Annotated in this window: 24 protein-coding genes; 15 read left to right on the top strand and 9 right to left on the bottom strand. The window is 73.3% G+C overall.

The features are described from left to right. Positions 1-279: 279 nt before the first annotated feature. The 3 genes from LQ51_RS15450 to LQ51_RS15440 are packed head-to-tail and all read left to right on the top strand — an operon-like array spanning position 280 to position 2,526. Positions 280-786 (top strand): DUF2231 domain-containing protein, encoded by a 507-nt coding sequence (locus tag LQ51_RS15450; protein ID WP_046566382.1) that lies wholly within the window; start codon positions 280-282, stop codon positions 784-786. Beyond that, positions 783-1,319, top strand: a complete 537-nt coding sequence (locus LQ51_RS15445) for an Hsp20/alpha crystallin family protein (RefSeq protein ID WP_046566381.1) — start codon at positions 783-785, stop codon at positions 1,317-1,319. The genes LQ51_RS15450 and LQ51_RS15445 overlap by 4 nt, the downstream gene beginning before the upstream one ends. A gap of 49 nt (positions 1,320-1,368) precedes the next feature. Next, a complete protein-coding gene (locus LQ51_RS15440) occupies positions 1,369-2,526 on the top strand; it encodes a glycosyltransferase family 9 protein (RefSeq protein ID WP_369799861.1) in 1,158 nt (385 codons plus the stop codon). Here the strand turns inward: LQ51_RS15440 and LQ51_RS15435 are convergent. Together LQ51_RS15435 and rfaE2 are read right to left on the bottom strand one after the other, a co-directional pair. Next, a complete protein-coding gene (locus LQ51_RS15435) occupies positions 2,507-3,373 on the bottom strand; it encodes a glycosyltransferase family 2 protein (protein ID WP_046566378.1) in 867 nt (288 codons plus the stop codon). The genes LQ51_RS15440 and LQ51_RS15435 overlap by 20 nt on opposite strands. Beyond that, the gene (gene rfaE2 / locus LQ51_RS15430) at positions 3,370-5,262 is read right to left on the bottom strand and encodes a D-glycero-beta-D-manno-heptose 1-phosphate adenylyltransferase (RefSeq protein WP_046566376.1); all 1,893 of its coding nucleotides are present in this window, start codon (positions 5,260-5,262) and stop codon (positions 3,370-3,372) included. The genes LQ51_RS15435 and rfaE2 overlap by 4 nt, the downstream gene beginning before the upstream one ends. A gap of 128 nt (positions 5,263-5,390) precedes the next feature. Between rfaE2 and LQ51_RS15425 the strand changes: the two genes are divergently transcribed. Next, on the top strand, positions 5,391-5,939 hold the full coding sequence (locus LQ51_RS15425; RefSeq protein WP_046566375.1) for a type 1 glutamine amidotransferase domain-containing protein: 549 nt from the start codon (positions 5,391-5,393) through the stop codon (positions 5,937-5,939). Between the two features lie 51 nt (positions 5,940-5,990). After that, positions 5,991-7,664: an MDR family MFS transporter gene (locus tag LQ51_RS15420; RefSeq protein WP_046566374.1), complete on the top strand. Its 1,674-nt coding sequence runs from the start codon at positions 5,991-5,993 to the stop codon at positions 7,662-7,664. A gap of 120 nt (positions 7,665-7,784) precedes the next feature. Here the strand turns inward: LQ51_RS15420 and LQ51_RS15415 are convergent, their stop codons facing one another. Further along, positions 7,785-8,276 (bottom strand): NUDIX domain-containing protein, encoded by a 492-nt coding sequence (locus LQ51_RS15415; RefSeq protein ID WP_046566373.1) that lies wholly within the window; start codon positions 8,274-8,276, stop codon positions 7,785-7,787. A gap of 84 nt (positions 8,277-8,360) precedes the next feature. On the opposite strand from LQ51_RS15415, the gene LQ51_RS15410 reads away from it, so the two are divergent. Continuing rightward, positions 8,361-10,010, top strand: coding sequence for a fatty acid--CoA ligase (locus LQ51_RS15410; protein ID WP_046566372.1), 1,650 nt, complete (start codon positions 8,361-8,363; stop codon positions 10,008-10,010). 187 nt (positions 10,011-10,197) lie between these two features. On the opposite strand, the gene LQ51_RS15405 is transcribed toward LQ51_RS15410, so the two are convergent. Both LQ51_RS15405 and LQ51_RS15400 read right to left on the bottom strand, forming a co-directional pair. After that, complete coding sequence (locus tag LQ51_RS15405) at positions 10,198-11,214, bottom strand: NADPH:quinone reductase (protein WP_046566370.1); 1,017 nt, start codon at positions 11,212-11,214, stop codon at positions 10,198-10,200. Positions 11,215-11,377: 163 nt separating this feature from the next. Beyond that, complete coding sequence (locus LQ51_RS15400; protein ID WP_046566367.1) at positions 11,378-12,031, bottom strand: HAD family hydrolase; 654 nt, start codon at positions 12,029-12,031, stop codon at positions 11,378-11,380. A 231-nt stretch (positions 12,032-12,262) separates the two neighbouring features. Here LQ51_RS15400 and LQ51_RS15395 point away from each other — a divergent pair, with 231 nt between their 5' ends. Together LQ51_RS15395 and LQ51_RS15390 are read left to right on the top strand one after the other, a co-directional pair. Further along, complete coding sequence (locus LQ51_RS15395; protein WP_046566365.1) at positions 12,263-12,637, top strand: YciI family protein; 375 nt, start codon at positions 12,263-12,265, stop codon at positions 12,635-12,637. Continuing rightward, positions 12,589-13,887 (top strand): RNA polymerase sigma factor, encoded by a 1,299-nt coding sequence (locus LQ51_RS15390; RefSeq protein ID WP_369799859.1) that lies wholly within the window; start codon positions 12,589-12,591, stop codon positions 13,885-13,887. Before LQ51_RS15395 ends, LQ51_RS15390 begins: the two co-directional genes overlap by 49 nt. Here LQ51_RS15390 and LQ51_RS15385 read toward each other — a convergent pair. Continuing rightward, positions 13,869-14,483 (bottom strand): dihydrofolate reductase family protein, encoded by a 615-nt coding sequence (locus LQ51_RS15385; protein WP_046566364.1) that lies wholly within the window; start codon positions 14,481-14,483, stop codon positions 13,869-13,871. The two genes, LQ51_RS15390 and LQ51_RS15385, sit on opposite strands and share 19 nt — an antisense overlap. A gap of 436 nt (positions 14,484-14,919) precedes the next feature. On the opposite strand from LQ51_RS15385, the gene LQ51_RS31275 reads away from it, so the two are divergent. Next, positions 14,920-17,118, top strand: a complete 2,199-nt coding sequence (locus LQ51_RS31275) for a hypothetical protein (RefSeq protein WP_052744882.1) — start codon at positions 14,920-14,922, stop codon at positions 17,116-17,118. A gap of 79 nt (positions 17,119-17,197) precedes the next feature. Next, positions 17,198-17,602 (top strand): hypothetical protein, encoded by a 405-nt coding sequence (locus LQ51_RS15375; protein ID WP_156313091.1) that lies wholly within the window; start codon positions 17,198-17,200, stop codon positions 17,600-17,602. A gap of 220 nt (positions 17,603-17,822) precedes the next feature. Here the strand turns inward: LQ51_RS15375 and LQ51_RS15370 are convergent, their stop codons facing one another. From LQ51_RS15370 to LQ51_RS15360, 3 genes are all read right to left on the bottom strand, one after another. Beyond that, positions 17,823-18,680, bottom strand: a complete 858-nt coding sequence (locus tag LQ51_RS15370) for an SCO6745 family protein (RefSeq protein ID WP_046566414.1) — start codon at positions 18,678-18,680, stop codon at positions 17,823-17,825. A 137-nt stretch (positions 18,681-18,817) separates the two neighbouring features. Then, entirely contained in the window at positions 18,818-19,474 is a 657-nt protein-coding gene (locus tag LQ51_RS15365) for an FKBP-type peptidyl-prolyl cis-trans isomerase (protein ID WP_046566359.1), read from the bottom strand. A gap of 146 nt (positions 19,475-19,620) precedes the next feature. Then, on the bottom strand, positions 19,621-20,649 hold the full coding sequence (locus LQ51_RS15360; RefSeq protein ID WP_046566412.1) for a non-homologous end joining protein Ku: 1,029 nt from the start codon (positions 20,647-20,649) through the stop codon (positions 19,621-19,623). An 85-nt stretch (positions 20,650-20,734) separates the two neighbouring features. Between LQ51_RS15360 and ligD (LQ51_RS15355) the strand changes: the two genes are divergently transcribed. The 5 genes from ligD (LQ51_RS15355) to LQ51_RS15335 all read left to right on the top strand — a co-directional run bounded on the left by ligD (LQ51_RS15355) (position 20,735) and on the right by LQ51_RS15335 (position 26,538). After that, positions 20,735-21,673, top strand: coding sequence for a non-homologous end-joining DNA ligase (ligD, locus tag LQ51_RS15355; protein ID WP_046566410.1), 939 nt, complete (start codon positions 20,735-20,737; stop codon positions 21,671-21,673). Then, complete coding sequence (ligD, locus tag LQ51_RS15350; protein ID WP_046566357.1) at positions 21,663-22,583, top strand: non-homologous end-joining DNA ligase; 921 nt, start codon at positions 21,663-21,665, stop codon at positions 22,581-22,583. The genes ligD (LQ51_RS15355) and ligD (LQ51_RS15350) overlap by 11 nt, the downstream gene beginning before the upstream one ends. Before the next feature lie 163 nt (positions 22,584-22,746). Further along, complete coding sequence (locus LQ51_RS15345; protein WP_046566356.1) at positions 22,747-23,709, top strand: zinc metalloprotease; 963 nt, start codon at positions 22,747-22,749, stop codon at positions 23,707-23,709. 267 nt (positions 23,710-23,976) lie between these two features. Then, on the top strand, positions 23,977-24,723 hold the full coding sequence (locus LQ51_RS15340; protein WP_046566355.1) for a TIGR03089 family protein: 747 nt from the start codon (positions 23,977-23,979) through the stop codon (positions 24,721-24,723). Between the two features lie 762 nt (positions 24,724-25,485). Beyond that, on the top strand, positions 25,486-26,538 hold the full coding sequence (locus LQ51_RS15335) for a hypothetical protein (RefSeq protein WP_046566353.1): 1,053 nt from the start codon (positions 25,486-25,488) through the stop codon (positions 26,536-26,538). Positions 26,539-26,542 lie beyond the last annotated feature (4 nt).

The raw sequence follows: 26,542 nt of genomic DNA, 5'->3' as shown, positions 1-26,542 counted from the left end.
GCGCTGCTGGAGGCCGTCGGCGTCGAGCCCGATGAGGAGCAGGTCTACCTGGCGCACAGCGCCCGACGGACGGTGCCCCTGCCACTCCTCCGGGCTGCTCATCTCCTGCGTCGGCACGCCTGCCTCCCCCCGTCGGTCGACGGTGACGGCGAAACCGTCCCGCGGGCGGCCGGTTTCCGTCATCGTCAGCTAGGGGCGCGCGGCAGACCAGGTTTGCCCCCGGTCGGCCCGGGTACGGGCTAACCCGCAGCGCGCCCGGATCGATCGACGGAGGCGGAGATGGAGAGCCGGCTGAAGGTGCTCGGGCACCCGGTGCACCCGATGCTGGTCATGTTCCCGGTGGCGCTCCTGGTCACCGCGGTGATCTTCGACGTGGTGGACACCGTCGGCGGGCCGGACTTCCTGGGCGAGGTCGCGTACTGGAACATCGCGGTCGGCCTGATCGGTGGCCTGCTGGCCGCGGCGGCCGGCGCGGTCGACCTGCTGGCCCTGCCGACCGGCACCCGCGCGAAGCGGGTCGGGCTCACCCACGCCGCCGCCAACCTCGCGGTGATCCTGCTCTTCGCCGCGGTCTGGGTGGTCCGGCTCAACGCCGACTCCCGGGCCGCCGGCGGCGCCCTGATCGCCATCGAGGTGGTCGCGGTGGCGATCCTCGGGGTCAGCGCCTGGCTCGGCGGTGAGCTGGTCGACCGGCTCGGCGTCGGGGTGGACCCGGAGCACGACCTGAACGCCCCGAGCTCGCTGCGACCCCCCTCGGCGAACCAGCGGATCGGAGAGGCGCGATGACGGAACAGAGTGGCGGTCGGGGCTGGCGCGGACGCCAGCAGGGCTGGGACCCGATGGGTGAGCTCCAGTCGCTGCGCGCGGAGCTGAGCCGGCTGGTCGGTGGCCGGTCCGGCAGCCCCGACGTGGAGCTGACCGAGGCCGCCGACGGCTGGGAGGTGGTGGTCCGGCTGCCGGGCGTGGCACCCGAGGAGGTCGCCGTCGAGCTGGACGACCGGGAGCTGTGCGTACGGGCCCGCTCGGAGGCCGAGGTCAACGCCGATCACGGCATCCCGGGCGGCTTCGAGACGCGCGGCTTCGAGTACCGGGTGGACCTGCCGTCCCGGGTGGACCCCGACCGGATCGACGCGGTGATGGACCACGGCCTGCTCCGGGTGCACCTGCCCCGGGCCGCCCGGCCCGCGCCGCGCACCATCACCGTCGGCCGGTCCGGTCCCCGTGCCGCCACCGGGAACGGCCGGCGGCTGGCCGATCCGGCCGCGGACCGGGAGCTGCACCACCCGGACACCACGGTCGACGAGATCGACCGGCCGTAGGGGTCGCGTGGGCACCCCGGGCGACAACCCCAGCTCGCCGCGCCGCGACCTGCCGCCGTCGCCGGTGCTCGGCCCGATCGGGGAGCGGGTGCCCAATGTCGAACGGATCGCCGTGCTGCGGGCCAACGCGCTCGGCGACTTCATCTTCATCCTGCCCGCGCTGGAGGCGCTGCGGGCCGCGTACCCGGCGGCGGAGCTGGTGCTGCTCGGCGCGCCGTGGCACGCGAAGCTCTGGGCGGACCGGCCCGGCCCGGTGGACCGGGTGCTGGTGGTGCCGCCGGCGCCCGGCATCCGGGAACCGGGGCCGGGCGAGGAACCGGCGGCCATGGCGGACTTCCTGGCCGCGGCGCGCGCGGAACGGTTCGACCTGGCGTTGCAGGTGCACGGCGGCGGCGCCAACTCCAACCCGGTGGTGGCCGGGCTGGGCGCCCGGGTCACCGCCGGCCTGCGCGCCGAGGACGCGCCGCCGCTGGACCGCTGGCTGCGCTACGTCTACTACCAGCACGAGGTGATCCGGGCCCTGGAGGTGGTGGCCCTGGTCGGGGCGCCCGCCGTCACCATCACCCCGGCCCTGGCGGTCACCGACGCCGACCGGGCCGAGGCCGGCCGGGTGCTCGGCGCGCCCACCCGGCCCCGGGTGGCGCTGCATCCCGGCGCCACCGACAATCGCCGCCGCTGGCCGCCGGACCGGTTCGGCGCGGTGGCCCGGGCGCTGGCCGGCGACGGGTACGAGGTGCTGGTCACCGGCACCCCGGCCGAGCAGGAGACGGTCGACGCGGTGGTCGCCGCGGCCGGCGTGCCGGTCAGTCCGCAGGTCGGCACGCTCAGCCTCGGCGGGCTGGCCGCCTGCTACCAGGGCTGCGCGCTGGTGGTCTCCAACGACACCGGGCCGCTGCACCTGGCCGCCGCCGTCGGCACCGCGACCGTGGGCGTCTACTGGGTCGGCAACCTGATCAACGGGGCCACCCCGCTGCGCGCCCGGCACCGCCCGATCGCCTCGTGGACCACCCACTGCCCGGTCTGCGGCGTGGACTGCACCCCGGGGATCTACCCGCACCGCCCCGGCGACGGGGAGTGCCCGCACCGCGACTCTTTCGTCGCCGACGTACCGGTGATCGAGGTGGTCGAGGCCGCCCGCGAGCTGCTCGCGGACGTCGGCGTCTCCGGCGGCGTCCGGGTCGAGCAGGTCAGGCCGGCTGGTCGGTGAGGAGCACCTCCCACGCCTCCACCTCCCGTTCGGTCACCGTGGTCGGCGACTCCAGGTGGTACGCCCCGCTGGGCAGCACGCCCGCGCCGCCGTGCCGCGCCATTACCGCGAGCTGGGCGGCGACGTCCTCGCCCTGGTGCCGCTCGTGCACCCGCCGCCAGAACTCGAAGCCGCCCGCGTCGACCAGCCGGGCCCGGTCGTAGAGCACGCACCCGCCGATCCAGGAGATCTTGTACGCCCGCCAGGCGCCCGGCGGCAGCCGCAGCTTCTCGGTGACGTGCAGCAGGTTCGCGGCCGGGTGGATGGACGCCCGCTGCCACTGCGGGGTGCCGGGGCGGATCCGTTCCGGCACGGGCCGGCCCGGCCACTCCTCGTAGTGCCGGTGGGTCTCCGGCCGGACGTCGTCGGCGTACGACAGGCCGTGCACCGCGTTGCCGACGAACCCGCAGCCCAGCTCGCGGATCGCGGTGACCAGCCGGGACAGCGTGCCGGGTTCCAGCCAGACGTCGTCGTCGAGGCAGAGCACGTACTCGGCGACCGACCGGCTCAACAGGTAGGCGCGGTGTTCGGCCAGGCCGCGTCGGGGCAGCCGGCGGGTCAGCAGCACCGGGTGACCCCGGTGGCGCAGCGCCCGCACCATGGTGGCCGCGGCCGGGTGGGCGTACGCGGGGTCCCCGTCGGACTGGTCGCTGACCACCACGCCGAAGCCGGGTACGTCCTCCTGGGCGGCCAGCCCGGAGAGGGTGACCGCCAGTTCGGCCGGGCGGTTGCGGGTGGGGATCAGCACGTCGAGCTGCCGGGGGCGGCGGAACCCTGCCGGGTCGCCGAGGTCGAGCGGTCGGTTCACGCCGACCTGCCCTCGCCGACCGGCGGGGTGACCGACTGGGCCCGGATCCGGTCGATGATCGCCGAGGTGGACCGGTCCGGCACGTACCCGAGGGTGCGGACCTGCCCGCCGAGCCGGCGGACCAGGGGGGCCTCGGGAACCATCTCGGGCGGGTAGTCGCCGCCCTTGACGTAGACGTCCGGGCGGACCGCCTCAATCAGCCCGGCCGGGGAGTCCTCCTCGAAGACCACCACGTGGTCGACGCACTCGAGCGCGGCGAGCAGCGCGGCCCGGTCCTCCACCGGGTTGACCGGCCGGTCCGGCCCCTTCAGCCGCCGTACGCTGCCGTCGGAGTTGACCGCCACGACCAGCAGGTCGCCGAGCGCGCGGGCCTGGGTGAGGTAACGGACGTGCCCCGGGTGCAGCACGTCGAAGCAGCCGTTGGTGAACACGATCGAGCGGCCGGCCCGCCGGTGCTCGGTGACGATCGCGCCCAGCTCGGCGGCGCCGACCAGGGTGGGATGGTCGCCCTCCTCCGGGCCGGTGCCGAGCGCGTCCAGCAGGTCCTCGCGCCGGCACACGCAGGTCCCGGTGTCGGAGACGGTGATGGTGGCGGCGAGTTGGGCGAGCTGGGCGGCGGTCGGCAGGCTCGCCTCCGCCGCCAGCGCCAGGGTCATCGCGGCCAGGTACGCGTCCCCGGCGCCCACCGCGTGGCTGGCCGGGACCGGGGTGCTGTGGCTGCGCCGGGGCTCGCCGTCGGCCCCGCCGACCACCGCGCCCTCGGTGTCCAGGGTCACCGCCACCACGTCCGCGCCGGTGTGCGCGCGCAGCTCGTCGAGGCGCGACTGGGCCAGCACGGCCCGGTCGACGCCCTCGCCGACCTCGGCGTTCACGGTCACGCCGGTGCCGGTCACGCTCAGCCCGTCGCCGGTGAGCGCGACCCGTTCCTCGCCGGGCGTCGGCTCGCCGGTCGGTCCGGCGGCGGCCGGCGCGGTGCCGGAGGTCGGGTGTGGGGTGCCGGGCGGCCGGTGCCCGGCGGGGGCGGAGCCCATGGCCAGGCTGCTGCCGTCGCGGAGCGGGTCCGGGACCGGCGCGGGCTCACCGGCGCCGCCGGGGGCCGCGCCGACGACCAGCTCGGAAGGGCCGTCGGCCGGGTCGTCCTGGTGGTCCAGGTGCAGGCCGTCCACCCGCCTCGGCGGGTGCCCGGCGCCGTTGAACCCGGCGGCCGCCCGGGCCAGCAGCCGGGTGGCCTCGGCGAAGCTCGGCGTCACCACGGTGGGGTTCAGGCCGCGCCAGTCGGCCAAATCGTGCGCGTCGAGGGCGACCGTGGCGTAGCGGTCCCGGTTGGCGACCAGCCAGGCGCGGACCCCGCCGGGCAGCGCCCCCAGGCCGTAGTCGCAGACGACCAGGGTGAGCGGCTGACCGTGCGCGGCGGCGTGCAGCTCCTCGGTGGCGCAGTGCAGCGCGGTCAGCAGCCGGGCCACCCCGTCGTCGTCGAGCGCGTCGTCCGGGTCGCCGGAGTCCTCGCGGAGCAGGATCTGGTTACCGGCCAGCATCCGCCGCTTCACCGGGGTCGGCCGGCCCGGCTGGTTGACCGTACGGTCCCAGACGCCGGCCCGGTCGAGGCAGTCGTGCAGTTCGTCGCCGGCCACGTCGGCGCCGACCGGCGCGACCAGGGCGGCCCGCCCGCCGAGCGCGGCGACGTTGACCGCGGTGTTCGCCGCGCCGCCGGCCGCGGAGATGCGCCGGCGCAGGGTGAGGACGGGGGCGGGCGCCTCCCGGCAGAGCCGGTCGGACTCCGCGAACCGCCACTCGTCCAGCATGGCGTCGCCGACCACCAGCACGGGGCGCCCCAGCCAGCTCTCCACGACGGTGGCGAGCCGGCGCTCTTCCGCTGCTGCTCCTGCCATGCCCCTTCGGGTCCCCCGAGCCGGTCCGGCCAAACCTGCCCGGCTGAGGGGCGGGCCACGCCGGGGTCCGGTTTCGTCGCGCCGGCCCCGGGAACGGGTCAAGAACACCCCGGAGAGGAGAAAGCACCATGGCAGCGACACTGCAGGGCAAGCGGATCGCGTTCCTGGCCGCCGACGGCGTCGAGGAGGTCGAGTACACCAAGCCCCGCGAGGCGGTGGAGAGCGCCGGCGCCCGGGTCGAGCTGGTCTCGATCGAGCCCGGTGAGATCCAGGCCTTCAACCACCTGGACCACGGCGGGAAGCACCCGGTCGACGTGACGACGAAGGAGGCGGACGCCGGGGCGTACGACGCGCTGGTGCTGCCCGGCGGCGTGGCGAACCCGGACTTCCTGCGGACGGACCCGGAGGCGGTCCGGTTCGTGAAGTCGTTCTTCGACGCCGGCAAGCCGGTCGGCGTGATCTGCCACGGGCCGTGGACGCTGGTCGAGGCGGACGTGGTGCGGGGCCGGCGGATCACCTCCTGGCCGAGCCTGCGTACCGACCTCACCAACGCCGGCGCCACCTGGGTCGACGAGCCGGTGGTGACCGACAACGGGCTGGTCAGCAGCCGCAAGCCGGACGACCTGCCGGCGTTCTGCGCCAAGATCGTCGAGGAGTTCGCCGAGGGTCGGCACTGACTTCTTCTCCCGCCGGGGGCATGATCCGCCCCCGGTGGGAAAGGAAGCGGGATGACAGCCCAGGCCGCTCGTCCCGTGCTGCCCGCCCGCCAGATCCGCCTGCTGATGCTCGGCCTGATGACCGGCATGCTGCTGGCGGCCCTGGACCAGACCATCGTCGGCACCGCGCTGCCCACCATCGTCGGCGAGCTGGGCGGGATCAACCACTACTCGTGGGTGGTCACCGCGTACCTGCTCGCCTCCACCGCCTCGACGCCGTTGTACGGCAAGATGGCCGACCTGTACGGGCGCCGCCCGGTCTTCCTCTTCTCGATCGGCACGTTCCTGCTCGGCTCGCTGCTGGCCGGCCTGTCGCAGAACATGACCCAGCTGATCGTCACCCGGGGTGTGCAGGGCCTCGGCGCGGGTGGCCTGCTGACCCTGGCGTTCACCATCATCTCGGACGTGGTCTCGCCCCGGGAGCGCGGCCGCTACCAGGGATTGTTCGGGGCCGTCTTCGGCATCTCCTCGGTGGCCGGGCCGCTGGTCGGCGGTTACTTCGCGGAGACCAACTGGCGGTGGATCTTCTACATCAACGTGCCGCTGGGCATCCTCGCGATCGTGGTCTGCTATCACGTGATGCGGCTGGTGCCGTTCCAGCGCCGGGACCACGCCGTCGACTGGCTCGGCGCGGGGCTGCTGGTCGCCGGGGTGAGCTGCCTGCTGCTCGCGCTGAGCTGGGGCGGCAACGAGTACGCCTGGGGCTCCGGGGTGATCATCGGGCTGCTGGTGGCCGGCGCGGTGCTCGCGGTGCTCTTCGTGCTCCAGGAGGCCCGGGTGGCGGAACCGATCCTGTCGCTGCGGCTGTTCCGCAACCGCACCTTCTCGCTGGCCAACCTGGCCGGGTTCGTGCTCGGTCTGGTGATGTTCGGGTCGATCATCTTCATCCCGCTCTATCTCCAGCTGGTCAAGGGCGCCTCGCCGACCCGCAGCGGTCTGCTGATGCTGCCGATGATGGCCGGCATCATCATCACCTCGATCCTGACCGGCCGGGCGATGAGCCGGATCGGGCGGTACAAGTGGTTCCCGGTGGCCGGCTCGGCCGTGCTGGTCGCCGGCATGCTGCTGTTCCGGCAGCTCCAGGTGGCCACCTCGCTCTGGGTCGCGTTCGGCTTCATGGTGGTGATCGGGGTCGGGCTGGGGCTGTGCATGCAGTCGCTGATCCTGGCCGTGCAGAACGCGGTCGACCCCCGGGACCTGGGCGCGGGCACCTCCTCGGCGACCTTCTTCCGGTCGCTGGGCGGCTCGTTCGGGGTGGCCATCCTGGGGGCGGTGCTGTCGTCCCAGCTCACCCGCCACCTCGCCGACCGGCTGCCGGGCGCCATCGCGCAGCTGCCGCCGGACCAGCGGGCGGCCGTGGCGGCCAGCGGCGGCACCGACATCTCGATCAACGATCCGGCGACGGTGCTGGCCCTGCCCGGCCCGGTGCGGGCCGCCATCCAGGGCGCCTTCGTCGACGCGCTGCACCTGGTCTTCCTCACCACCGGGCTGATCGCCATTCTGGCCGTGCTGGTGACCCTGCTGATGCCGAACGCCCAGCTGCGCGGGGCGGGGCCGCAGGGCGCCACCGGCGGGGCGGACCCGCTGGGCGGCAAGGCGCCCGCGCCGGGCGGCAAGCCGCTGGCGAAGGAGTCGAAGGAGGAGGCCGCCGCCGAGATGGAGGCGAAGTCGCAGACGATGCTCTGACCGGCGGTCAGCCGCGCCGGCCGGGCCCGGCCGGCGCGGGCCGGCGGGTCGGCCGGCGGCCCGTCGGGGTCACCGTCACGTCGCGGCGACGCTGCGGCGGGGGGCCCGCCGGGGTCGCCGTCACTTGAGGATCAGCCGGTTGGTCTGCTCGAAGACGTCCAGGTCGGCGAGGGTTTCGTGGACGCTGGCGGAGAGCGGGGTGGGCAGTTCCTCGGGGTGGAAGAAGCCGGCGTCGGTGGTCTCGTCGGTCATCCGGAGCAGGTCACCGTCCCACTCCTCGACCCGGAACGCGGTGGTGAAGACCTGGTAGGTGTGGCCGTACATGTTGGTGTGGGTGCGGTCGGGGCCGGTGTAGAGGGCGAAGGCGCTGACCCGCAGGGCGCGCAGCCCGGTCTCCTCGCGGACCTCCCGGACGGCGCAGTCGGCGATCGACTCGCCCAGCTCCATGGCCCCGGCCGGCAGCGCCCACTGGCCGTTGTCGGAGCGGCGGATCAGCAGCACCCGGGCGGCGTTGTCGCGGACCACGGCCCGGGCGCCCACGAACATCAGGGTGCGGTCGCCGGCGAGGGCGCGGAGCTGCCCGACGTACGAGTCGGCCCACGAGATGCTCACCCGGACAATCTACGCACCCCGCCGGGGTACGTCGGCCGTTCCGGGGGTTCCGTACGTGTGACCGGCGACACTACGTTGTTACCCATGCGTAGCACGATGATGGACGCCCCCCTCCAGGTCGCCCGGATCCTCGAACACGGCTCCACCGTGCACGGCACGGCCGAGGTCGTCACCTGGACCGGCGCGGAACCCCGCCGGATGTCGTACGCCGAGGTGGGCCGCACCGCCGCCCGGCTGGCCCACGCGCTGCGCGACGAGTGCGGGGTGACCGGCGACGAGCGGGTCGCCACCTTCATGTGGAACAACAACGAGCACCTGGTGGCGTACTTCGCCGTGCCGAGCATGGGCGCGGTGCTGCACACCTTGAACATCCGGCTCTTCCCGGACCAGGTCGCCTACATCGCCAACCACGCCGAGGACCGCGTGGTGCTGGTCGACACCACGCTGATCCCGCTGCTGGCCCGGGTGATCGGCGAGCTGGTCACGGTGCGGCACGTCGTGGTGGTCGGGGGCGGCGATCCCGCGCCGCTGCTGGCGGCGGCCGGCGACCGGATCACCGTGCACCACTGGGACGCGCTGCTGGACGGCCGGCCGGAGGTCTACGACTGGCCCGAGGTGGACGAGCGGGACGCCGCCGCGCTCTGCTACACCTCCGGGACCACCGGCAACCCCAAGGGGGTGGCCTACTCGCACCGCTCCATCTACCTGCACTCGCTCCAGGTCTGCATGCCGGAGGGCTTCGGCCTCGGCCCGGAGGACCGCGAGCTGGCCATCGTGCCGATGTTCCACGCGATGTCCTGGGGCCTGCCGTACGCGGCGTTCCTCTCCGGGGCGTCGCTGATCATGCCGGACCGGTTCCTCCAGGCCGAGCCGATCGCCGCGATGATCGCCGCCGAGCGCCCCACCCTGGCCGGCGCGGTGCCGACCATCTGGACCGACCTGCTGGCCTACCTGGACAGCCACGAGGTGGACACCTCCTCGCTGCGGGAGGTGATCGTCGGTGGCTCGGCCTGCCCGCCGGCGCTGATGCACGCCTTCCACGACCGGCACCGGATCGAGGTCATCCACGCCTGGGGCATGACCGAGATGTCGCCGCTCGGCTCGGTCTCCCGGCCGCCGGCAGGCGCGACCGGCGAGACGGCCTGGCGCTACCGCTACACCCAGGGCCGGGTGCCCGCCGGGGTCGCCGCCCGTATCGTCGGCCCGCTCGGGGAGCCGCTGCCCGCCGACGGGACCTCCGTGGGTGAGCTGGAGGTCTGCGGGCCGTGGGTGACCGCCCGGTACGTCGGGGACGAGACCCCGGACGAGGAGAAGTTCCGGGACGGCTGGCTGCGTACCGGGGACGTGGGCACGCTGTCGCCGGACGGCTACATCACGCTGACCGACCGGGCCAAGGACGTGATCAAGTCGGGCGGGGAGTGGATCTCCTCGGTGGAGCTGGAGAACGCCCTGATGGGTCACCCGGCGGTGCTGGAGGCCTGCGTGGTGGGCGTGCCCGACGAGCGTTGGGACGAGCGGCCGCTGGCCACCGTGGTGATCCGGGAGGGCGCCGCGGTCACCGCCGAGGAGCTGCGCGACTTCCTGTCGAAGTCGGTGGCGCGCTGGCAGTTGCCGGAGCGCTGGGCGTTCATCGACGCGGTCCCGAAGACCAGCGTCGGCAAGTTCGACAAGAAGGTGGTCCGGTCCCGGTACGCGGAAGGCGGCCTGGAGGTACGCGAACTGACCGCGCCGTAACGCATTCCGGCGTACCGTCGCCAACACGGGTAGGGGCATCGGTCCTCGCGGACATCCCTCCCCAGAGGGCGGCCCCGGCGTTCGCACCGCGCCGGGGCCGCCCGTCCCTTTGTGCGGGGCGACCCGCACCGTCATTCTCGCGAAACTTGTTCGCCTCTGTCCCGATGATGGGGAAATCTGCTTCGGGTCAGCCCGCCTCGCTGGTCGTGATCAGCACCTTGCCGACCGCCGAGTTCTCCACCGCCTCGTGCGCCGCCCGGGCCGCCTCCAGCGGGTGGTGGTGCAGCGGCAGGCCGGCCTCCTCGCCCACCCGGACCGCGCCCTGCGCCACCGCCGCCGCGATGTCCGACACCGCCTGCGCCTTCGCCGCCTTCGGCGCCGTGTAGATCAGCACGAACTGCCAGCGGGCGTTCGGCATCATCAGCGGCCGGATCGGCAGCGTCACCTCCGTGCCGCCGTCGTCGGCGTACACGCAGACCGCGCCGCCGGTGCGCAGGAGCTGCACGTCGGTGGCGGCGTTGCGGGCCGCGGAGACCTCGACGACCGTGTGCACCCCGTCGGGAGCGACCTTGCGGACCTCCTCGACCACGTCCTGCTCCCGGTAGTTGATCACGAAGCTGGCCCCGGCCGCCGCGGCGAGCTGCGCCTTCTCCGGGCTGCTGACCGTGGCGATCACGCAGGCGTCGGCCCACCGGGCGAGCTGGATCGCCGCGTTGCCCACCGCGCCCGCCCCGCCCTGCACCAGCACCACATGGTCGCTGAGCGCGCCCGCGTGCAGCTTCTCCGGCATGAACTCGCCGGCGGTCAGGCAGCGGTGCGCGGTCATGAACGGGATGCCCAGGGCCGCCCCGAGGTCGAACGGGGCCGAACCGAGCCGCACCGCGTGCCGGACCGGCACCACGGTGTACTCGGCGGCCGTGCCCCAGGGCCGCTGCCAGGCCGCCTCCCAGAGCCACACCCGCTCGCCGATCAGGATCTGGTCGACCCCCTCGCCGACCGCCTCGACCACCCCGGCGCCGTCCTGCCCGGGAATCTGCCAGCCCTGCGGCAGCGGCCACGCCCGACGGGCCTTCCAGTCGGTCGGGTTCACCCCGGCCACCGCCATCCGCACCAGCACCTCGCCGGGGCCTGGCTCAGGGATCGGCCGCTCGACCACCGCCAGCACCGAGGCGTCCCCGTTGCGCTCGTACACGACCGCCTTCATCGCCGTCCCCTCCCCGTCGCGACGTCCCCAACGGCTGCGCTACCCGGACCCTGCCTGATCATTCGGCCGGGCGCGCCCCCGAAACCGTACAACCAGGCACAGCCGGGCAGGAGGATGGCATGCCGGACGTACCACCGCGCGGACCGGACGTGCGGCCGGCGGCTCAGCCGAGCCCGGCCACCAGCTCCGGGGTGAGCGCGCCGATCTCCGGCAGCAGCACTGCGGCGAGGGCCGCCGCGTCCGGGTCCAGCGGGTACGACCCGTGCGGCACGGCCACCACCCGCATCCCGGCGGCGGCCGCCGACCGCACCCCGTTGGAGGAGTCCTCGATTGCCACGCAGCGGGCCGGGTCCACGCCGAGCCGGGCCGCCACGGCCAGCCAGACGTCCGGCGCCGGCTTGCCCCGGGCCGTCTCCTCGGTCGACAGCGTGGCGCCGAAGGCGTCGGCCAGGCCCATCGCGTCCAGCGCCGCCGCGATCAGCCGGGTGGGGGAGGAACTGGCCAGCCCGAGCGGCCAGCGCGCGGCCATCCGGCGCACCACCGCGTCGGCGTCGTCGATCAGCGGTACGCGCTGCGCGTACCGGCGGGTCATCTCGGCCACCACCTCGGCGGCGACCTGCTCGGCGCTGCGGTCCACGCCCAGCTCGCCGCTGAGATAGGACGCCCACTCGGCGGTGCTCATCCCCATCAGCCGGCGCTGGGTGTCCGGCTGCCAGGTGCCACCGTGCGCGGCCACGTACGCCCGCCGGACCTCCTCCCAGACCGGCTCGGAGTCCACCAGCACGCCGTCGAGGTCGAAGAGCACCGCGTCCACCACGTACCCATCCTGCCGGATCGACGGTCGGGTGTCCGCCGCTCGCTCGGCGCCTTCGGGGCGGGCCGGCCGGTGGCCGGACCGCGGGTCCGCTACGTGTCCGGCTGGCGGGACGGGGCGGATTTCGTCGCGGACACGCTGCTGACCGGCACCCGGCACCGCAACCGCCGGAACACCGTCCGGCAGCGGTATCGTTCGGCGAGTTCACCCGGATGAGAAGGGCGGGCAAGGCCGGTGCGGTTCCTCGCGATCATCTACGGAAACCGGGACTTCTGGGCGTCGGTTCCGCCCGAGGAGTGGCCGGTGGCGATCGCCGCCCAGGATGCCTTCAACGACAAACACCGCCGCTCAGGGGAGCTGGTCGCCTCCTTCGGGCTGGCCGACGAGACCCAGGCCAAGGTCGTGCGGGTACGCGCCGGGGTCCCGGTGGTGACGGACGGGCCCTACCTGGAGACCAGGGAGTACATCGCCAGCAGTTGGATCCTCGACGTGCCAAGCCTGGAGCGGGCGCTGGAGATCGCCGCCGAAATCCCGTTCGCCGCCAAGGGCGCGGTCGAGGTGTGGCCGATCGCGCACGGGGACGGGGTCGACCCGGAGCGTCCCCGCTGACCGCCGCGGACACGTTCAGCCCCATCCTGCGCGAGCACGCACCGCGGGTACTCGGGGCGCTGCTCCGTCGCTACGGCGGCCTGGACAGCTGCGAGGACGCGGTCCAGGAGGCCCTTCTGGCCGCAGTGAAGTCCTGGCCGGACGACGGGGTGCCCGACAACCCGTTCGGCTGGCTGTACGCCGTCGCATCCCGGCGGGTCGTCGACATTGCCCGCAGCGACACGGCGCGGCGCGCACGTGAACTGACACATGCCCGGCTCCAGGAGGCAGCCGCGGCCGAGCCCGCGCCAGAAGCCCAGGACGACTCGCTGGAGCTGCTCCTGCTCTGCTGCCATCCGGTGCTGAGCACCGCGAGCAGCATCGCCCTCACCCTACGTGCGGTCGCGGGCCTGACGACCGGCGAGATCGCGCGCGCTTTCCTGGTGCCCGAGACGACGATGGCCCGACGCATCACCCGGGCGAAGGAGGCGATCCACGCGGCCGGGGCATGCTTTCCCGAGCCCGAGCCGCCGGAGCGCGCTGTCCGCCTCGCCAGCGCGCTGCACGTTCTGTACCTGCTCTTCAATGAGGGATACGCGGCCAGTTCGGGTGAGCGCCTGACCCGGCCGGACCTCGCGGCCGAGGCCATTCGGCTGGCCCGAATGGCGCATCGGGCCGCTCCGCAAATGCCCGAGACGGCCGGGCTGCTCGCGCTGATGCTGCTGGCCGAGGCCCGCGGAGCCGCCCGCCTCGACGACGGCGGCGACATCGTCACCATCGATCAACAGGACCGCTCGCGATGGGACCGCTCGCTCATCGCCGAGGGCGTGGCGCTTGCCGAGCAGGCGCTCGCCTCCGGGCCGGTCGGCCCCTATCAACTGCTGGCCGCGATCTCCGCGCTGCACAGCGAGGCGGCGACGGCTGAGGAGACCGACTGGCCGCAGATTCTGGCCCTCTACGAGCTTCTCGACAGGGTCGCCCCGAACCCGATGGCCGGCCTCGGCCGGGCCGTCGCGCTCGCCGAGGTACGGGGTCCGGACGCGGCGCTCGCTCTTCTGGCGGAGCTCGCGGAAGATCCCCGGCTCGCTGAACACCACCGTTTCCTGGCGACCCGAGCTCATGTGCTGGAACGGCTCGGCGAACGCGCCGCCGCCCGGACCGAGTGGGCCCGGGCCGGGGCGTCCGCCGGAAACGCCGTCGAGCGGCGTTGGCTCGAGGCGCGGGCGACGCGCCTCGAGCCGTGCGACCAGCGTCAGCGCAGCACGTCGTAGCTCAGATGGGTGGCGCCGGCCCCCGCGACTGTCCGGATCGGACGCAGCCGGAGGGGCGTGGCGACCGCATCGAAGAACCGCTCGCCGTGACCGAGCACCACATGGGCAACGTGCAGGGAGAGTTCGTCGACCAGTCCGGCCTCCAGCGCCTGGCGGGCAAGCTGCACGCCGCCGGCGATCAGAACGTCACGGTCACCGGCCAGCTCGCGCGCCCGGCGCACCGACTCCTCGATGCCGCCGGTGACGAAGATGTAGGTCGTCCCACCCAGCTTCTCCATCGGGGCTTCGGGGCGGTGGGTGTTCACCACGACCGGTACGCGGAACGGCGGGTTCTCGCCCCAGTGCGGGTTACCGAAGTCGAACATCCGGCGGCCGACAACCTGCGCGCCCCACCGGGAGAAGTCTTCCGCCCACAACCGCGACTCCTCCGTGTCCTCACCCCCGGACATGCCCTGGCGCTCCTGCCAACTCCGGAGCGGGAACTGCCAGCCGAGGACGGCCTCGTGCACGGCCATCGACTCCCCCGGTACGTCAAGGTTGCTGCTCCCGGCGATCCCGTCGAGCGAGACCGACATGCCCAGGACGATCCTTCCCATGGTTCCTGCTCCTCCAGCCGGGGACGCCCAGCGCGTCCTTCGACCCCCTAGTCGGAGCAGAACCGCGGCCCACGACATCGGTCCGCAAGATTTTTTCGGACGTTTGCCGATCCGCCCGCCCGGTGTCGCTGCAGAGGCGTCCTCGCTGCGATCACGCCATCGGCGTGGCCATCCCCCACGGCGCTACGACCTGCACCACAACCATGGCCAGGTCAGCGTCGGCACCAGCCGGGAGACACCGCAGTTCGCCGTCGCCGGCCTCGCGGCGACGCCTGTCCAGACGGCGGGACGCGTCCGTCGTGGTGGCGATCCGTGAGTAAAGGGGCGGCGGGCTGTCACCCGTGCGGGCTAGTCTGCGCAGGACCCAGCCAATCGATACATGGGAGTATGCATGCAATTCGATGGACGGTTACGACGAAGAAGCCTGGCTGCGGCGGTGGCGACCGCCGTCGTGGCGCAGCTGGCGCTCTTCGGCAGTTCGGCGTCGGCGGGGGAGACGCCGCTCTGGAAGACGGAGGTCGGGAAGATCCCGACCGCGAAGTACACCCGCGACGCGAAGCTCTACATCACCGAGTCCGGCGAGGCGTTGGCCCCGTACGTGACCGGTGGCCTGGGTGACAGCCGGCTCGCCCCGGTGCTGGCCGACGTGCAGAGCCGGTACTTCGACGGCGCGCGGCTCAAGAGCGCCGCCGACGGCGAGGTCGCCTTCGACCACCTGGAGCCCCTGGAATCGTTCCTCAAGAGCCGGCTGACCGGGGCCAGCCCGCCGAACGGTGCGGCGGAGCAGGCGCACGTCCGGGCGCTGGTGGAGACCCTCTCCGGTGCTCGGCTGCTGGCCGACGCGGCGATCCAGGACGCCGAGGCGACCATCGGCCCGTTCCGGGCCAGCCCACCACCCGCGCCCGCCCCGGCGGGGCTGACCGAGGCGTTCGCGGATCTGGAGGCGGCCCGGGGCAACCTGGCCAAGGCCGACGAGATGCTGGTCAAGGCCAACGTCGAGCCGGCGACGATCCAGGCCGGGCGGGCCTGGGCGAGCGGCTTCAACGTGCTGGCCCGGCTGGGCATCAGCTACGACGGCGACCACGACTCCGACGGCGTGATCGACGTGGTCGAGCTGCGCTTCGGCTCCAGCCCGCTGCTGGTCGACTCCGACGGCGACGGGCTGACCGACAAGTTCGAGATCACCGAGCTGGCGGGCTGGACCCGGCCGAACCAGGCCGACACCGACGGCGACTCGGTCACCGACGGCGATGAGGACGTCGACCACGACGGCCTCACCAACCTCCAGGAACAGGACCTGGGCACCTCGCCCACCAACCCGGACACCGACGGTGACGGGGCCAACGACGGCGCCGAGGTCGCCAAGGGCAGCAACCCACTGGTTCCCGACCAGCCCCGCGCCCCGCCGGCGCCTGGCGACGTGCCGCCGATCGTGCCGGTGCCGAACGAGGCGGACACCGACGGTGACGGGCTGATCGACGTCGCGGAGGAGGAAGCCCTCACCGACGTCAACAATGTGGACAGTGACGGCGACGGCCTGTCCGACGGCACGGAGATCAACGACCTGGGGATCGACCCCCTGGTCCAGGACACCGACGGCGACGGCCTGCGCGACGACTACGAGGTGGCGCACAGGGACGACCAGGGTCTCGACCCGGGCCGCCCGGACGAGCAGGTCAGCAAGTGGACCTACGTGTCCGACTTCCTGCTCGGCATGTTCGCCGGCGACTTCGCCCCGCGTGACTCGATCGCCTGGCTCTCCGGGAACCTGTGCTCCGGCGCGCTGAGCTTCATCCCGGTCGTCGGTTGGATCGTCGGCGGCCTCGCCGACATCCGCGACACCATTGCCGGGCTGATCCACGGTGACTGGATCGGTGCGGGGCTGAGCATCCTCGGCGTCGTCCCCTACGTGGGGGACGCCGTGGCGATTCCGGGGAAGGCCGTACGGTTCGTCCTCAAATTCGCGCACCGACTCGAACAGGTCGTCCTGCTCGTCGCCACGTACGAGAGCATTCCGGACAGCATCAAGGAAGCCGCGCTCGAACAGATCCTCGGTGACGACTGGACCGCGCTCCAGGACGCCGGATTCCCGAGCGCCGGCTTCAGCACGCTATCGGTGCGGGCCGGCATGCTGCGACTCGCCAAGGGCGAGCGGACGAGTTTCGCCCGGCTGCGGGCCGCGTACCAGAATGCGCTGCATGTCGCGGGTCCGCGGGTCCGCTACATGTACGGCTGGCGGGACGGGGAGGATTTCGTCGCGAACACCCTGCTGACCGGCACCCGGCACCGCAACCTCAAGGTGTTGACCCCGCAGTATCCGACGCCGAGATCTGTTTCCCGGAAGCCGGACATCGCCGTTGAGGATCCGCCGGGCGAACTGACTCTGCACGAGGTGAAGACCGGCGTCCCGAACTACGGCAGCGAATTGGCCGAATGCGAGAAGGACGCTTGGATGCTCAAGCAGCCGTCGGTCGACGTGGTGGACGCGAACAAGCAGACCAGCAAGTACAAGGTACGCGGGATCCATTGGCATTTCCTGCCGCATGACGCGTACGACAGCCTGGGCCCGACCCAGGAAATCCTCGACTGCTTGATCCGGAATAACATCCCCTATACCATCCACTTCCCCGAATGAGCGCTTGAGGAGGTGATCGGGTTGGGTCGACCGGCTGGTCGACCCAACCCGGCCTTTTATGGGTGACCAACTTGTCGTCATGCAATTCGATGAAGCCGGTGAGCCGGGGGCCGACCTGCCGGTCGACGTCGTTCTCGGCAGATTGCGGGAAGTGTTCGGGGACGATCCCGAGCTGGATCTTCCCATCGAGGACGGCGACGTCGTCGAGCTTGAATTCACCGGAGCGCGAGCCAGCATCGACGGCTTTGTCTATGCCGGCGCGCAGGGCGTCCAGCGGGTGGTCGTCGAGATCGCGGACAGATCCTGGGGTGAGCCGGTGCACGAATTCCGGCAGGAGGTCACGCCCGCGCTGGACGCGTTGGTCGCGCTCGCCCGCGACACGGGTGCGCGCTTCTTCGACTCGGTCGATCCCCGCTCGGCCAGCCTGACGACGGAACAGGCTCTGGATCTGCTCGCGCCGACCGATCCACCCAGGGCCGGCTGACCCCCGGCCCGGATGATCCGTTGGCCCGCGCCGAAACGGACGCCAACGGCCGGACCCTGGCCGGCCCCCGGCCGGACCCGGCCGGAGCAGGACCGGACCCGGCCGGAGCAGGACCGGACCCGGCCGGAGCAGGACCGGGCCCCGGCCGGAGCAGGACCGGGCCCCGGCCGGAGCAGGACCGGCCCGGCGGTGGCTCAGCGGGCCGGGGCCGACGCGTGGCTCAGCGGGCCGGGGCCGACGCGTCCCTGGCGCTGTCGCGCTGTGCCGGCAGGCCGATCGGGGCCTTCGCCGGGATGATCGTGCGGCACCGGGTGGCGATCGGGTCGAGCAACTCGCGCAACCGCGCCGTACGCTCCGCGCCCAGCGCCCGCCACGGGCCGAGCGCGGCCCGGTCGGTGGCCTCCTCGACCGTCCGGAACGTCGCGGTGGCGTGCTCCGTGGCGGTCCGTTCGGAGGTCAGCCACCCCTTCGCCACCAGCCGCTCCTCGGCGGCCGTCCACTCCTCGTCGGTCCAGCCCCGGGCGGCCTGGTGGAACTGCCGGGACTGGTCGACCCGGCACCGCCAGGCCACCACCTCGACCGGGTCCAGGCCGGTGGTGACCAGCGCCGCCACGTGCCCGTCGCCGCGGTGCTCGCGCAACGTGGTGGCGGCCTGCCAGAGCCGGGCCAGCGGATATTCGCCCCGAGGGAGGGCCGCGTTGACCGCGCCGAGCACCCGGCCGGCGACCTCCACCCGGCCGGCCGCCTCCTCCAGCAGGTCGGCCGCCTCGACCAGGTGTGCCTCGGGCAGCTCGTAGGTGAACTCGGCGAGCGCCTGCACCGCCCCGGTGAGCCGAGCGCGCAGCGCCTCCTGCGGGGTGGCCAGCCGCCACACCGAGGGCAGCGCCCGGGCCACCATCGCCGGCGCGAAGCTGAAGAAGGCGGCCACCACCGTCGGCGCCTCGACCGGCCCCAGCGGGGCGGCCCGGCCGGCGAAGTAGCCCCGCCAGTAGCCGCGGAGCCCGACCGCCTCGTAGGCGGCCCGGGCCCGGGGGTGGAAGTACGTCACCGCGTGGACCGGCTCGAAGCAGGTCCACATCACCCGGGCCGTTCCCGGGTCGTCCAGCGCCGTCACGTGCACCTCCGCGTCGGTGGGCAGGTCACCGCGGGCGGGGACCGCCCGCGGTGACCTTGAACCTACTGCCGCTGGGTGACCGGACGGAAGCCTGCTGTGACCTACTGCGCGGCGAGCACGTCAACGACGAAGCGCAGCGCCCCGGCCGGGTAGCCGGCCGGCGGCTTGGTGCCGTACGCCAGCTCGGCCGGGAGGTCCAGCTGCACCCGGCTGCCCACCGGCACCCCGACCAGGCCTTGGTCCCAGCCCTTGATGACCTGCCCGACGCCGATCGGGAAGGTGGCCGGCTGGCCGTTGTTCCAGGAGGCGTCGAACTCCTTGCCGTCCTTGTAGGTGACGCCCACGTAGTTGGTGGTGATCGTCTGGCCGGACTTGACGGCCGGGCCCTTGCCCTTGATCAGGGTGGTCACGGCGAGCTTCTTCAGCTCGCCCGTGCCGGCCTCGACCTTCGGCCGGGTGCCCAGCGCCGGGTCGGCGCCCTCGGGCAGCGCCGGGGCGGCCATGGTCGGCTCGGCCACCGCGCTCGGCGACGTGCTCGCGCCCGCGTCGACCTTCTTGTCGTCGTCGCCGCTGTTCAGCCAGACGATGCCGCCGATCAGCGCGGCCACCGCGAGGACACCGGCGAAGGCGCCGAGCATCGACTGCCGGCGGCGCCGCTTCTCGGCGGCCTGCTTCGCCGCCAGCTGGGCGGCCAGCCGCCGTTCCGCCTTGGTGCCCGGGCCCTGGCCCGCCGACCGGTTCTCCACGCGCTCGCTCACGTCGACTCCCTGCTGGGTGGGGTGGGTGCGCCCCCGGCGGGCCGCCGCCGAGGCCAGCGCACACGGTACCCGGCCGGACGCCCCCTGTGCTCCTGCGGCGCAGGGCGGATCAGACAGTGGGCCGGTCGAGGGAGGTTTCCGGGCGGTCAGGCCGACTTGCGCGGCGCGGCCTTCTTCTCCGCCGCCTTCTTGGCCGGGGCCTTCTTGGCGGCCGTCTTCTTGGCCGGCTCGGCCTTCTTCTCGGCGGCCTTCTTCGCCGGGGCCTTCCGGGCCGGGGCCTTCTTGGCGGCGGCCTTCTTCTCGGCGGTCTTCTTGGCCGGGGCCTTCGCCGCCTTCTGCGCCGAGCGGGCCGACGAGATCGGGGTCGGCTCGGCGCCGCCACCCGAGGGCGCCTCGCCCCGGGCCGCCCGGGCCCGCTCCACGGACGCCTTCAGCGCGGCCATCAGGTCCACCGCGGCGGCCGGCGCGGCCTCTTCCTCCTCCGGCTGGACCACCTCGCGGCCCTCGATCTTGGCGTCGATGACCTCCTGCAACGCGGCCCGGTAGTCGTCGGTGAAGGCGTCGGGCTCGAACTCGCCGGCCATCGAGTCGATCAACGAGCTGGCCATCGCCAGCTCCGGCGGGCGGACCTTCAGGTCCTCGTCGAGGAAGCCGAAGTCGGGTTGGCGGATCTCGTCCGGCCAGAGCATGGTGTTGAGCAGCAGCACGCCCTCGCGTACCCGCAGGGTGGCGAGCTGCTCCCGCTGGCGCAGCGCCACCTTGACGATCGCCACCCGCTCCGAGTCGGCGAGCGCGTCGCGCAGCAGCACGTACGGCTTGGTGGCCGAGCCCTCCGGCTCCAGGAAGTACGCCTTGTTGTAGAGGATCGGGTCGACCTGCTCGGCGGGGACGAACTCCAGCACGTCGATCGCGTGCGAGGTGCTCAGCGGCAGGTCGGCGAAGTCCTCGTCGGTGAGGATGACCATCTCGCCGCCGCCGATGTCGTACCCCTTGGCGATGTCGTCGTAGGTGACCTCCTCGCCGCAGACCGAGCAGGTGCGCTTGTACCGGATGCGGCCGCCGTCCTCGCGGTGCACCTGGTGGAAGCGGATGTCCTTCTCCTCGGTGGCCGAGTAGACCTTCACCCCGATCGACACCAGGCCGAACGACACCGCTCCTTTCCAGATCGCCCGCATCACGCGCTCCTCTCCCCGGTTCTGACCAGGATCGCAAACGATCGAACGTCCCGCACGTGCTTCCGGGTGCAACTAGAGTCGAATGGTGCCCGGCGCGCCGATGAAGCCGATGCTCGCGATGACCGGGCAGCTCCCGGCCGGTGCCGGCTGGGCGTACGAGTTCAAGTGGGACGGGGTCCGGGCGCTGGCCGACATCGTGGCCGGGCGCCCGCACCTGTACGCCCGCTCGGGCGTCGACATCACCGTCGCGTACCCGGAGCTGATCCCCCTGGCCGAGCAGGTCGACGACGCCCTGCTCGACGGCGAGGTGGTGCTCTTCACCGACGGTCAGCCGTCGTTCACCGCCCTGGCCGAGCGGATGCACGTGCGCAACGCGGTCAAGGCGGCGCGGCTGGCGGCGACCGTGCCCGTCACGTACATGATCTTCGACCTGCTCCGGTTGCGCGGCGAGGACCTGACCGGCCGCCCCTACCGGGAGCGGCGGGCGGCGCTGGAGTCGCTCGGACTCGGCGCGGCCCGGTGGGCCGTGCCGCCCAGCTTCGGCGACGGCGCGGCCACCTACGCGGCGGCCGGCGAGCACGGCCTGGAAGGGGTGATGGCCAAGCGGGCCGACTCGGCCTACCGGCCGGGGGTGCGCTCGCCGGACTGGGTGAAGGTCAAGCTGGAGGTGACCGGCGACTTCGTGGTCGGCGGCTGGCGGCCCGGCGCCCGCAAGATCGGCGGCCTGCTGGTGGGGGTGCCCCGGCCGGACGGGCGGCTCACCTACCGGGGCCGGGTCGGCGGCGGGATCGGCGCGGCGCTGGAACGGGAACTGCTGCGCGAGTTGGAACCGCTGCGCGGCGCGGCGTCGCCGTTCGCCGGGGACGTGCCGCGCGAGGATGCCCGGGGCGCGATCTGGGTACAACCACGGGTCGTGGTGGAGGTGAAGTACGGCCAGCGCACCCCCGACGGGCGGTTGCGCTTCCCGCGGATCCTGCGGCTGCGTCCGGACAAGCCCGCCGAGGAGGTCGACGATGCCGGCTGACCGGTTGCGGGTGGACGTCGAGGGCCGCGCCCTGGAGCTGTCCAACCTGGACAAGGTCCTCTACCCGAAGGCCGGCTTCACCAAGGGTGAGGTGATCGACTACTACACCCGGATCGCCCCGGTGCTGCTGCCGCACCTGCGGGACCGGGCGTTGACCCGGATCCGCTACCCGAACGGCGTCGACGGCGGCTCGTTCTTCGAGAAGAACGCCCCGGCGGCCACCCCCGACTGGGTACGCACCGAGAACCTGCCCGCTCCGGGGTCGAGCAAGGGGCGGGAGACCATCGACTACGTGGTCGCCGACGACCTGCCCACCCTGGTCTGGTTGGCCAACCTCGCCGCGTTGGAGCTGCACACGCCACAGTGGCGGATCGGGGAGCAGCCGGACCTGATGGTGGTCGACCTGGACCCGGGGGCCCCGGCGGCGTTGCAGCAGTGCTGCCAGGTGGCGCTGCTGATGCGGGACCGGCTGGCCGACGACGGGATCGACGCCTACCCGAAGACCTCCGGCAAGAAGGGCATGCAGCTCTCCTGCCCGATCGCCGGCACCCAGTCCGCCGACGAGGTGTCCGGGTACGCCCGGCGGATCGCCCAGGAACTGGAGCGGGCGCACCCGAAGCTGATCGTGTCGAAGATGGCGAAGAACCTGCGCCCCGGCAAGGTCTTCATCGACTGGAGCCAGAACAACGCGGCGAAGACCACCGTGGCGCCGTACTCGCTGCGGGCGCAGGCGGCGCCGTCGGTGTCCACGCCGTTGACCTGGGACGAGGTCGAGGCCGGCGGTCGCGGGGGGAGGCCGGCCGTCCGCCAGTTCAGCTCCGCCGAGGTCCTGGACCGGGTCGAGGAGTACGGCGACCTGCTCGCCCCGCTGCTGGACGGCGGCCCCGAACTCCCCGCCGCCGCGGCCTAACAGCGCCCCACAATCCGCTTCCGTTACATCGGCAGCCACCCTGCTCACCAGGTCTTCTGTCGATGCCGTCGGCGTGGTCTCATACCCCCAACGACGACGTCATCGACCGTGGTCAGGGCAACGACGCGTCGATCCGCACCGCCCCGTTGAGAAAGGTGCACCGATGCACAGGAGATCCGCTTTCCGACTGGCGGTCCTCACCGCCACAGCTGCCACGCTCCTGGCGTCCGGCAGCGCGTACGGCGCGGCGGGCCTGGCCGCGCCCGCCACCACCATCCCGGGTGGCGCGACGTGCGACCCGGCCGCCGACGCGCCGGGCATGGCGCGGGTCGCCGAGGGCGCCACGGCCAAGGAGCCGGAGCTGTACTCGAAGAACGAGGCGAACGCCTACGGGGTGATCAAGGATGCCCCGCGCCTGGCCAACGGCAGCGTCACCGTGCCGACGGTCTTCCACATGATCTCCGACCACCCGCTGAGTGCGGCCGAGAAGGCCCGGTGGAACACGCTCATCGCGGCGCAGATGACGGTGCTCAACGACTCGTACGCGGGCCGGACCGCCCCCGACGCCTCCGACACGCCGTTCCGGTTCACGCTCGTCGACACGACGTGGACGGTGAACAGCGCCTGGTACACGGTGGTGCCGGGCAAGAACGAGCGGGACATGAAGAAGGCGCTGTACACCGGCGACTCGGAGACCTTGAACGTCTACGCGGCCAACATCGGCGGCGGGCTGCTCGGCTGGGCGTACTTCCCGAAGGACTACAACAACGGCCGGGACTACATCGACGGCGTGGTGATGCTCGACGAGTCGATGCCGGGCGGCACGGCGGGCAAGTACGCCCTCGGTGACACGCTGACGCACGAGGTCGGGCACTGGCTGATGCTGGAGCACACCTTCGCGCACGGCTGCTCCGCCTCCGGCGACTTCGTGGCGGACACCCCGCGCGAGGCGGCCCCGCAGTTCAACTGCCCGGTGGGCGCGGACACCTGCACCGCGCCGGGGCTGGACCCGATCCACAACTTCATGGACTACACGCAGGACTCCTGCATGAACATGTTCACCCCGGGCCAGGCGGACCGGATGAGCGACGCCTGGGTGGCGTTCCGCGCGGGCGGCGCCGGCTGAGCAAGCCGGCACCCACCCGCACCTCCCGGCTCAGCCAAGGGGTTGCCGCACCGGTCAGGACGATCGGTGCGGCAACCCCTTGATCGATTGGAGCGGGCTGCCCGGCCGGGTCACCCTGCTGCGCGGCGGCCGGCCGCGGCCGGCGGAACACGGGCGGCGGTTGGCCCTGCTGGTCGACCGGTTTCGGCGGGGCGGGGTGACCGGCGTGGCACGGGAGACCGGTTCACCCGGCTAGGGTGAGCTGACCGCCAGGAGGGAGAGCAACCGATGGCTGGACAGCCGAGCGCCGTCGTGGGCGCCGCACCCACCGAGGCCGCGCTGCTCACGTACTGCGACGACACGACGGGGGAGCGGACCGCGCTCACCGCCCATCAGCTCGGCGACTGGGCGGGCCGGTGTGCCGCGCTCCTGCGCGACGGGTGCGGGCTGCGCCCCGGCGACCGGGTCGCGGTGCTGCTGCCGCCGCACTGGCGTACGGCGGCGGTGTTGATTGGCGCCTGGTCGGTGGGGTTGGCGGTCTCGTTCCGGCCCCGCGCCCTGGCCGGGCTGCCGGTGCTCGAACCGGGCGCCGACCGGCCGTACGACGCGGTCTTCGTCACCCCGGAACGCCTCGACGACTGGCTGGAGGACGTGCCCGACGGGACACACCGCTACCTGGTCGGCACCGGCGCCGAGCCGCTCGCCGAGGTGCCGCCGGGCTGGCTGGACTGGTCCGCCGAGGTGCTGCGGCACCCGGCCGCCGCCCCCGACCTCGCCGCCCTCCAGCCGAGCGACCCGGCCAGCCCGGACGGCACCAGCTACGGCGAGTGGGGCGCGCTGGCCAAGGCGGTCGCCGAACAGCTCGACCTGCGCGCCGGGGACCGGCTGCTGGTCGACGCCGGCGAGCACGAACAGCCGCTGAAGTGGCTGCTGGCCCCCCTCGCGGCCGGCGCGTCCGTGGTGCTCTGTGCCAACCTCGACCGGGCGCGGCTGGACGCCCGCATGGCCGCCGAGCGGGTCACCCGGGTGCTGTGACCTCGTCGCCGACGTATCGAGCGGGCCGCCCCGGCCGGTCGATGTCGGCCCGACGCCGTCCTGCCACGCACGGCGCTGATGTCGCTCCCTGCGAAGCAGCGGGCGGCGGTGGATCCCGGCGGCGCTCTCCTGACGGCGTGCCGGGTGCTCGGGCGGCGTCCCGACCGATCCCGGCGGCGCTGCCCTGGGGGCGTGCCGGGAGTCCGGGCGGCGTCAAGACGGATCCCGGCGGTGCTGCCCTGGGGGCGTGGCGGGTGCTCGGGCGGCGCCCCGACCGATCCCGGCGGTGCTGCCCTGGGGGCGTGGCGGGTGCTCGGGCGGCGTCCCGACCGATCCCGGCGGCGCTGCCCTGGGGGCGGGCCGGGTGCCCGGGCGGCGTCCCGACCGATCCTGGTGCCGTGGGGGAATGCGAGGGCTCGAGAGCGATATGCCGCTGCGGCATATTCATGCCTCAGCGGCATATCTGCCGCGAGCATCATGCCGCCCAGCCGCCCAGCCGCCCAGCCGCCCAGCCGCCCAGCCGCCCAGCCGCCCAGCCGCCCAGCCGCCCAGCCGCGCAGCCGCGCAGCCGCGCAGCCGCGCAGCCGCCCAGCCGCCCAGCCGTTCGCCGGATGAGCGGAGGCGAACGGTGCCGGGCGGGCCCGGCGGCCAGACCGGGCGCCCGATCCCGCCGCGTCCCGGCCACCGCACGGGGGCGTTCCAGGACCCAGTGATCCCCTACGATGCCCGGGGAGCGCAGTGCGGCGGACGGGGAGGGACAGCATGGCGGACTTCACGGTGGACCCGGAGGACGTCCGGACCCACGGCCGGACCATCGGCACCACCATCGCGGAGGACTACGCGAACGCGGCCGACGAGCTGGCCCGAGACGCGGTCGTCGACACGCCTGGGTTCGGCATCGCCCTCTCGCCGGTGGAGGCGCTCTACATCCAGCGCGTCGACTTCCTGGTCAAGGACGTACGCGGGGCCGCGGACGTGTGCCGGCAGATCGGCTCGAAGCTGGGCGTCGTCGCCGACCAGTACGAGCGCGCCGAGGACCTGCACGTCGGCGGGTTCGGCGGCACGCCCGCGAAGATGAGCGGCTTCGGTGACGCGTACGGCAGGACCGGCACCGCGCAACTGCTCACGGACCCGGCGGTGCTCGGCGGCGCCGCCACGGTGGCCGCCACCATCACGCTGGCCGAGATCGGCGCGGTCATGGGCGGCCTGTCGGCCTGCGCCGCGCTCTGCCCGACGTTCATCATCGGCGTGGCCGCCGCCGCGCTGTTCGTGGCGAACCCGGTCGGCATCGCCCAGGCCGGCGCGGATCTGATGCGGCACGGCGACAACCTGCAGAAGGCGCTCAACGCGAACTTCGACAAGATGTGCGCGGCGGCCACCGGCACCTGGAAGGGCGAGGGCAAGGACAACTTCGTCATCATGGCCACCAAGCTCAAGGGCCACCTGGACGAGTTGGGCGCCTACATCCGTACCCTCGGGGAGGCGCTGCACTCCCTGGAGATCGCCCTCGGCGGGCTCTGGATCGCCCTAGGCGCGATGACCGTGCCGTTCCTGACCTGGCTGATCGCGATGCGCGCCGCCGAGCTGGTGCCCGGCGCCGCGGTCGTGCTGGAGCCGATCATCGAGGCCGCCGGGGCGGCCGTGGCCGGCTCGGTCACCACGATGGTCGCGGCGGTGACCGCGCTGGGCGGCCTGGTCCTGGCGGTCATCAACGGCCTCGCCAAGGACTTCCTGAAGCTGATGGCGCTGCCCGACGACGGCGCGGCCGGCACGCCCGACCTGACCGAGTTCCGCGTCGGCGAGAACTTCGCCTGACCGG

Origin of the sequence: Micromonospora sp. HK10 (genome assembly GCF_000982955.1) — a bacterium.
Taxonomy (GTDB): Bacteria; Actinomycetota; Actinomycetes; order Mycobacteriales; family Micromonosporaceae; genus Micromonospora.
The sequence above is the reverse complement of the archived record's forward strand: the minus strand, read 5'-3'. Positions and strand labels throughout refer to the sequence as shown.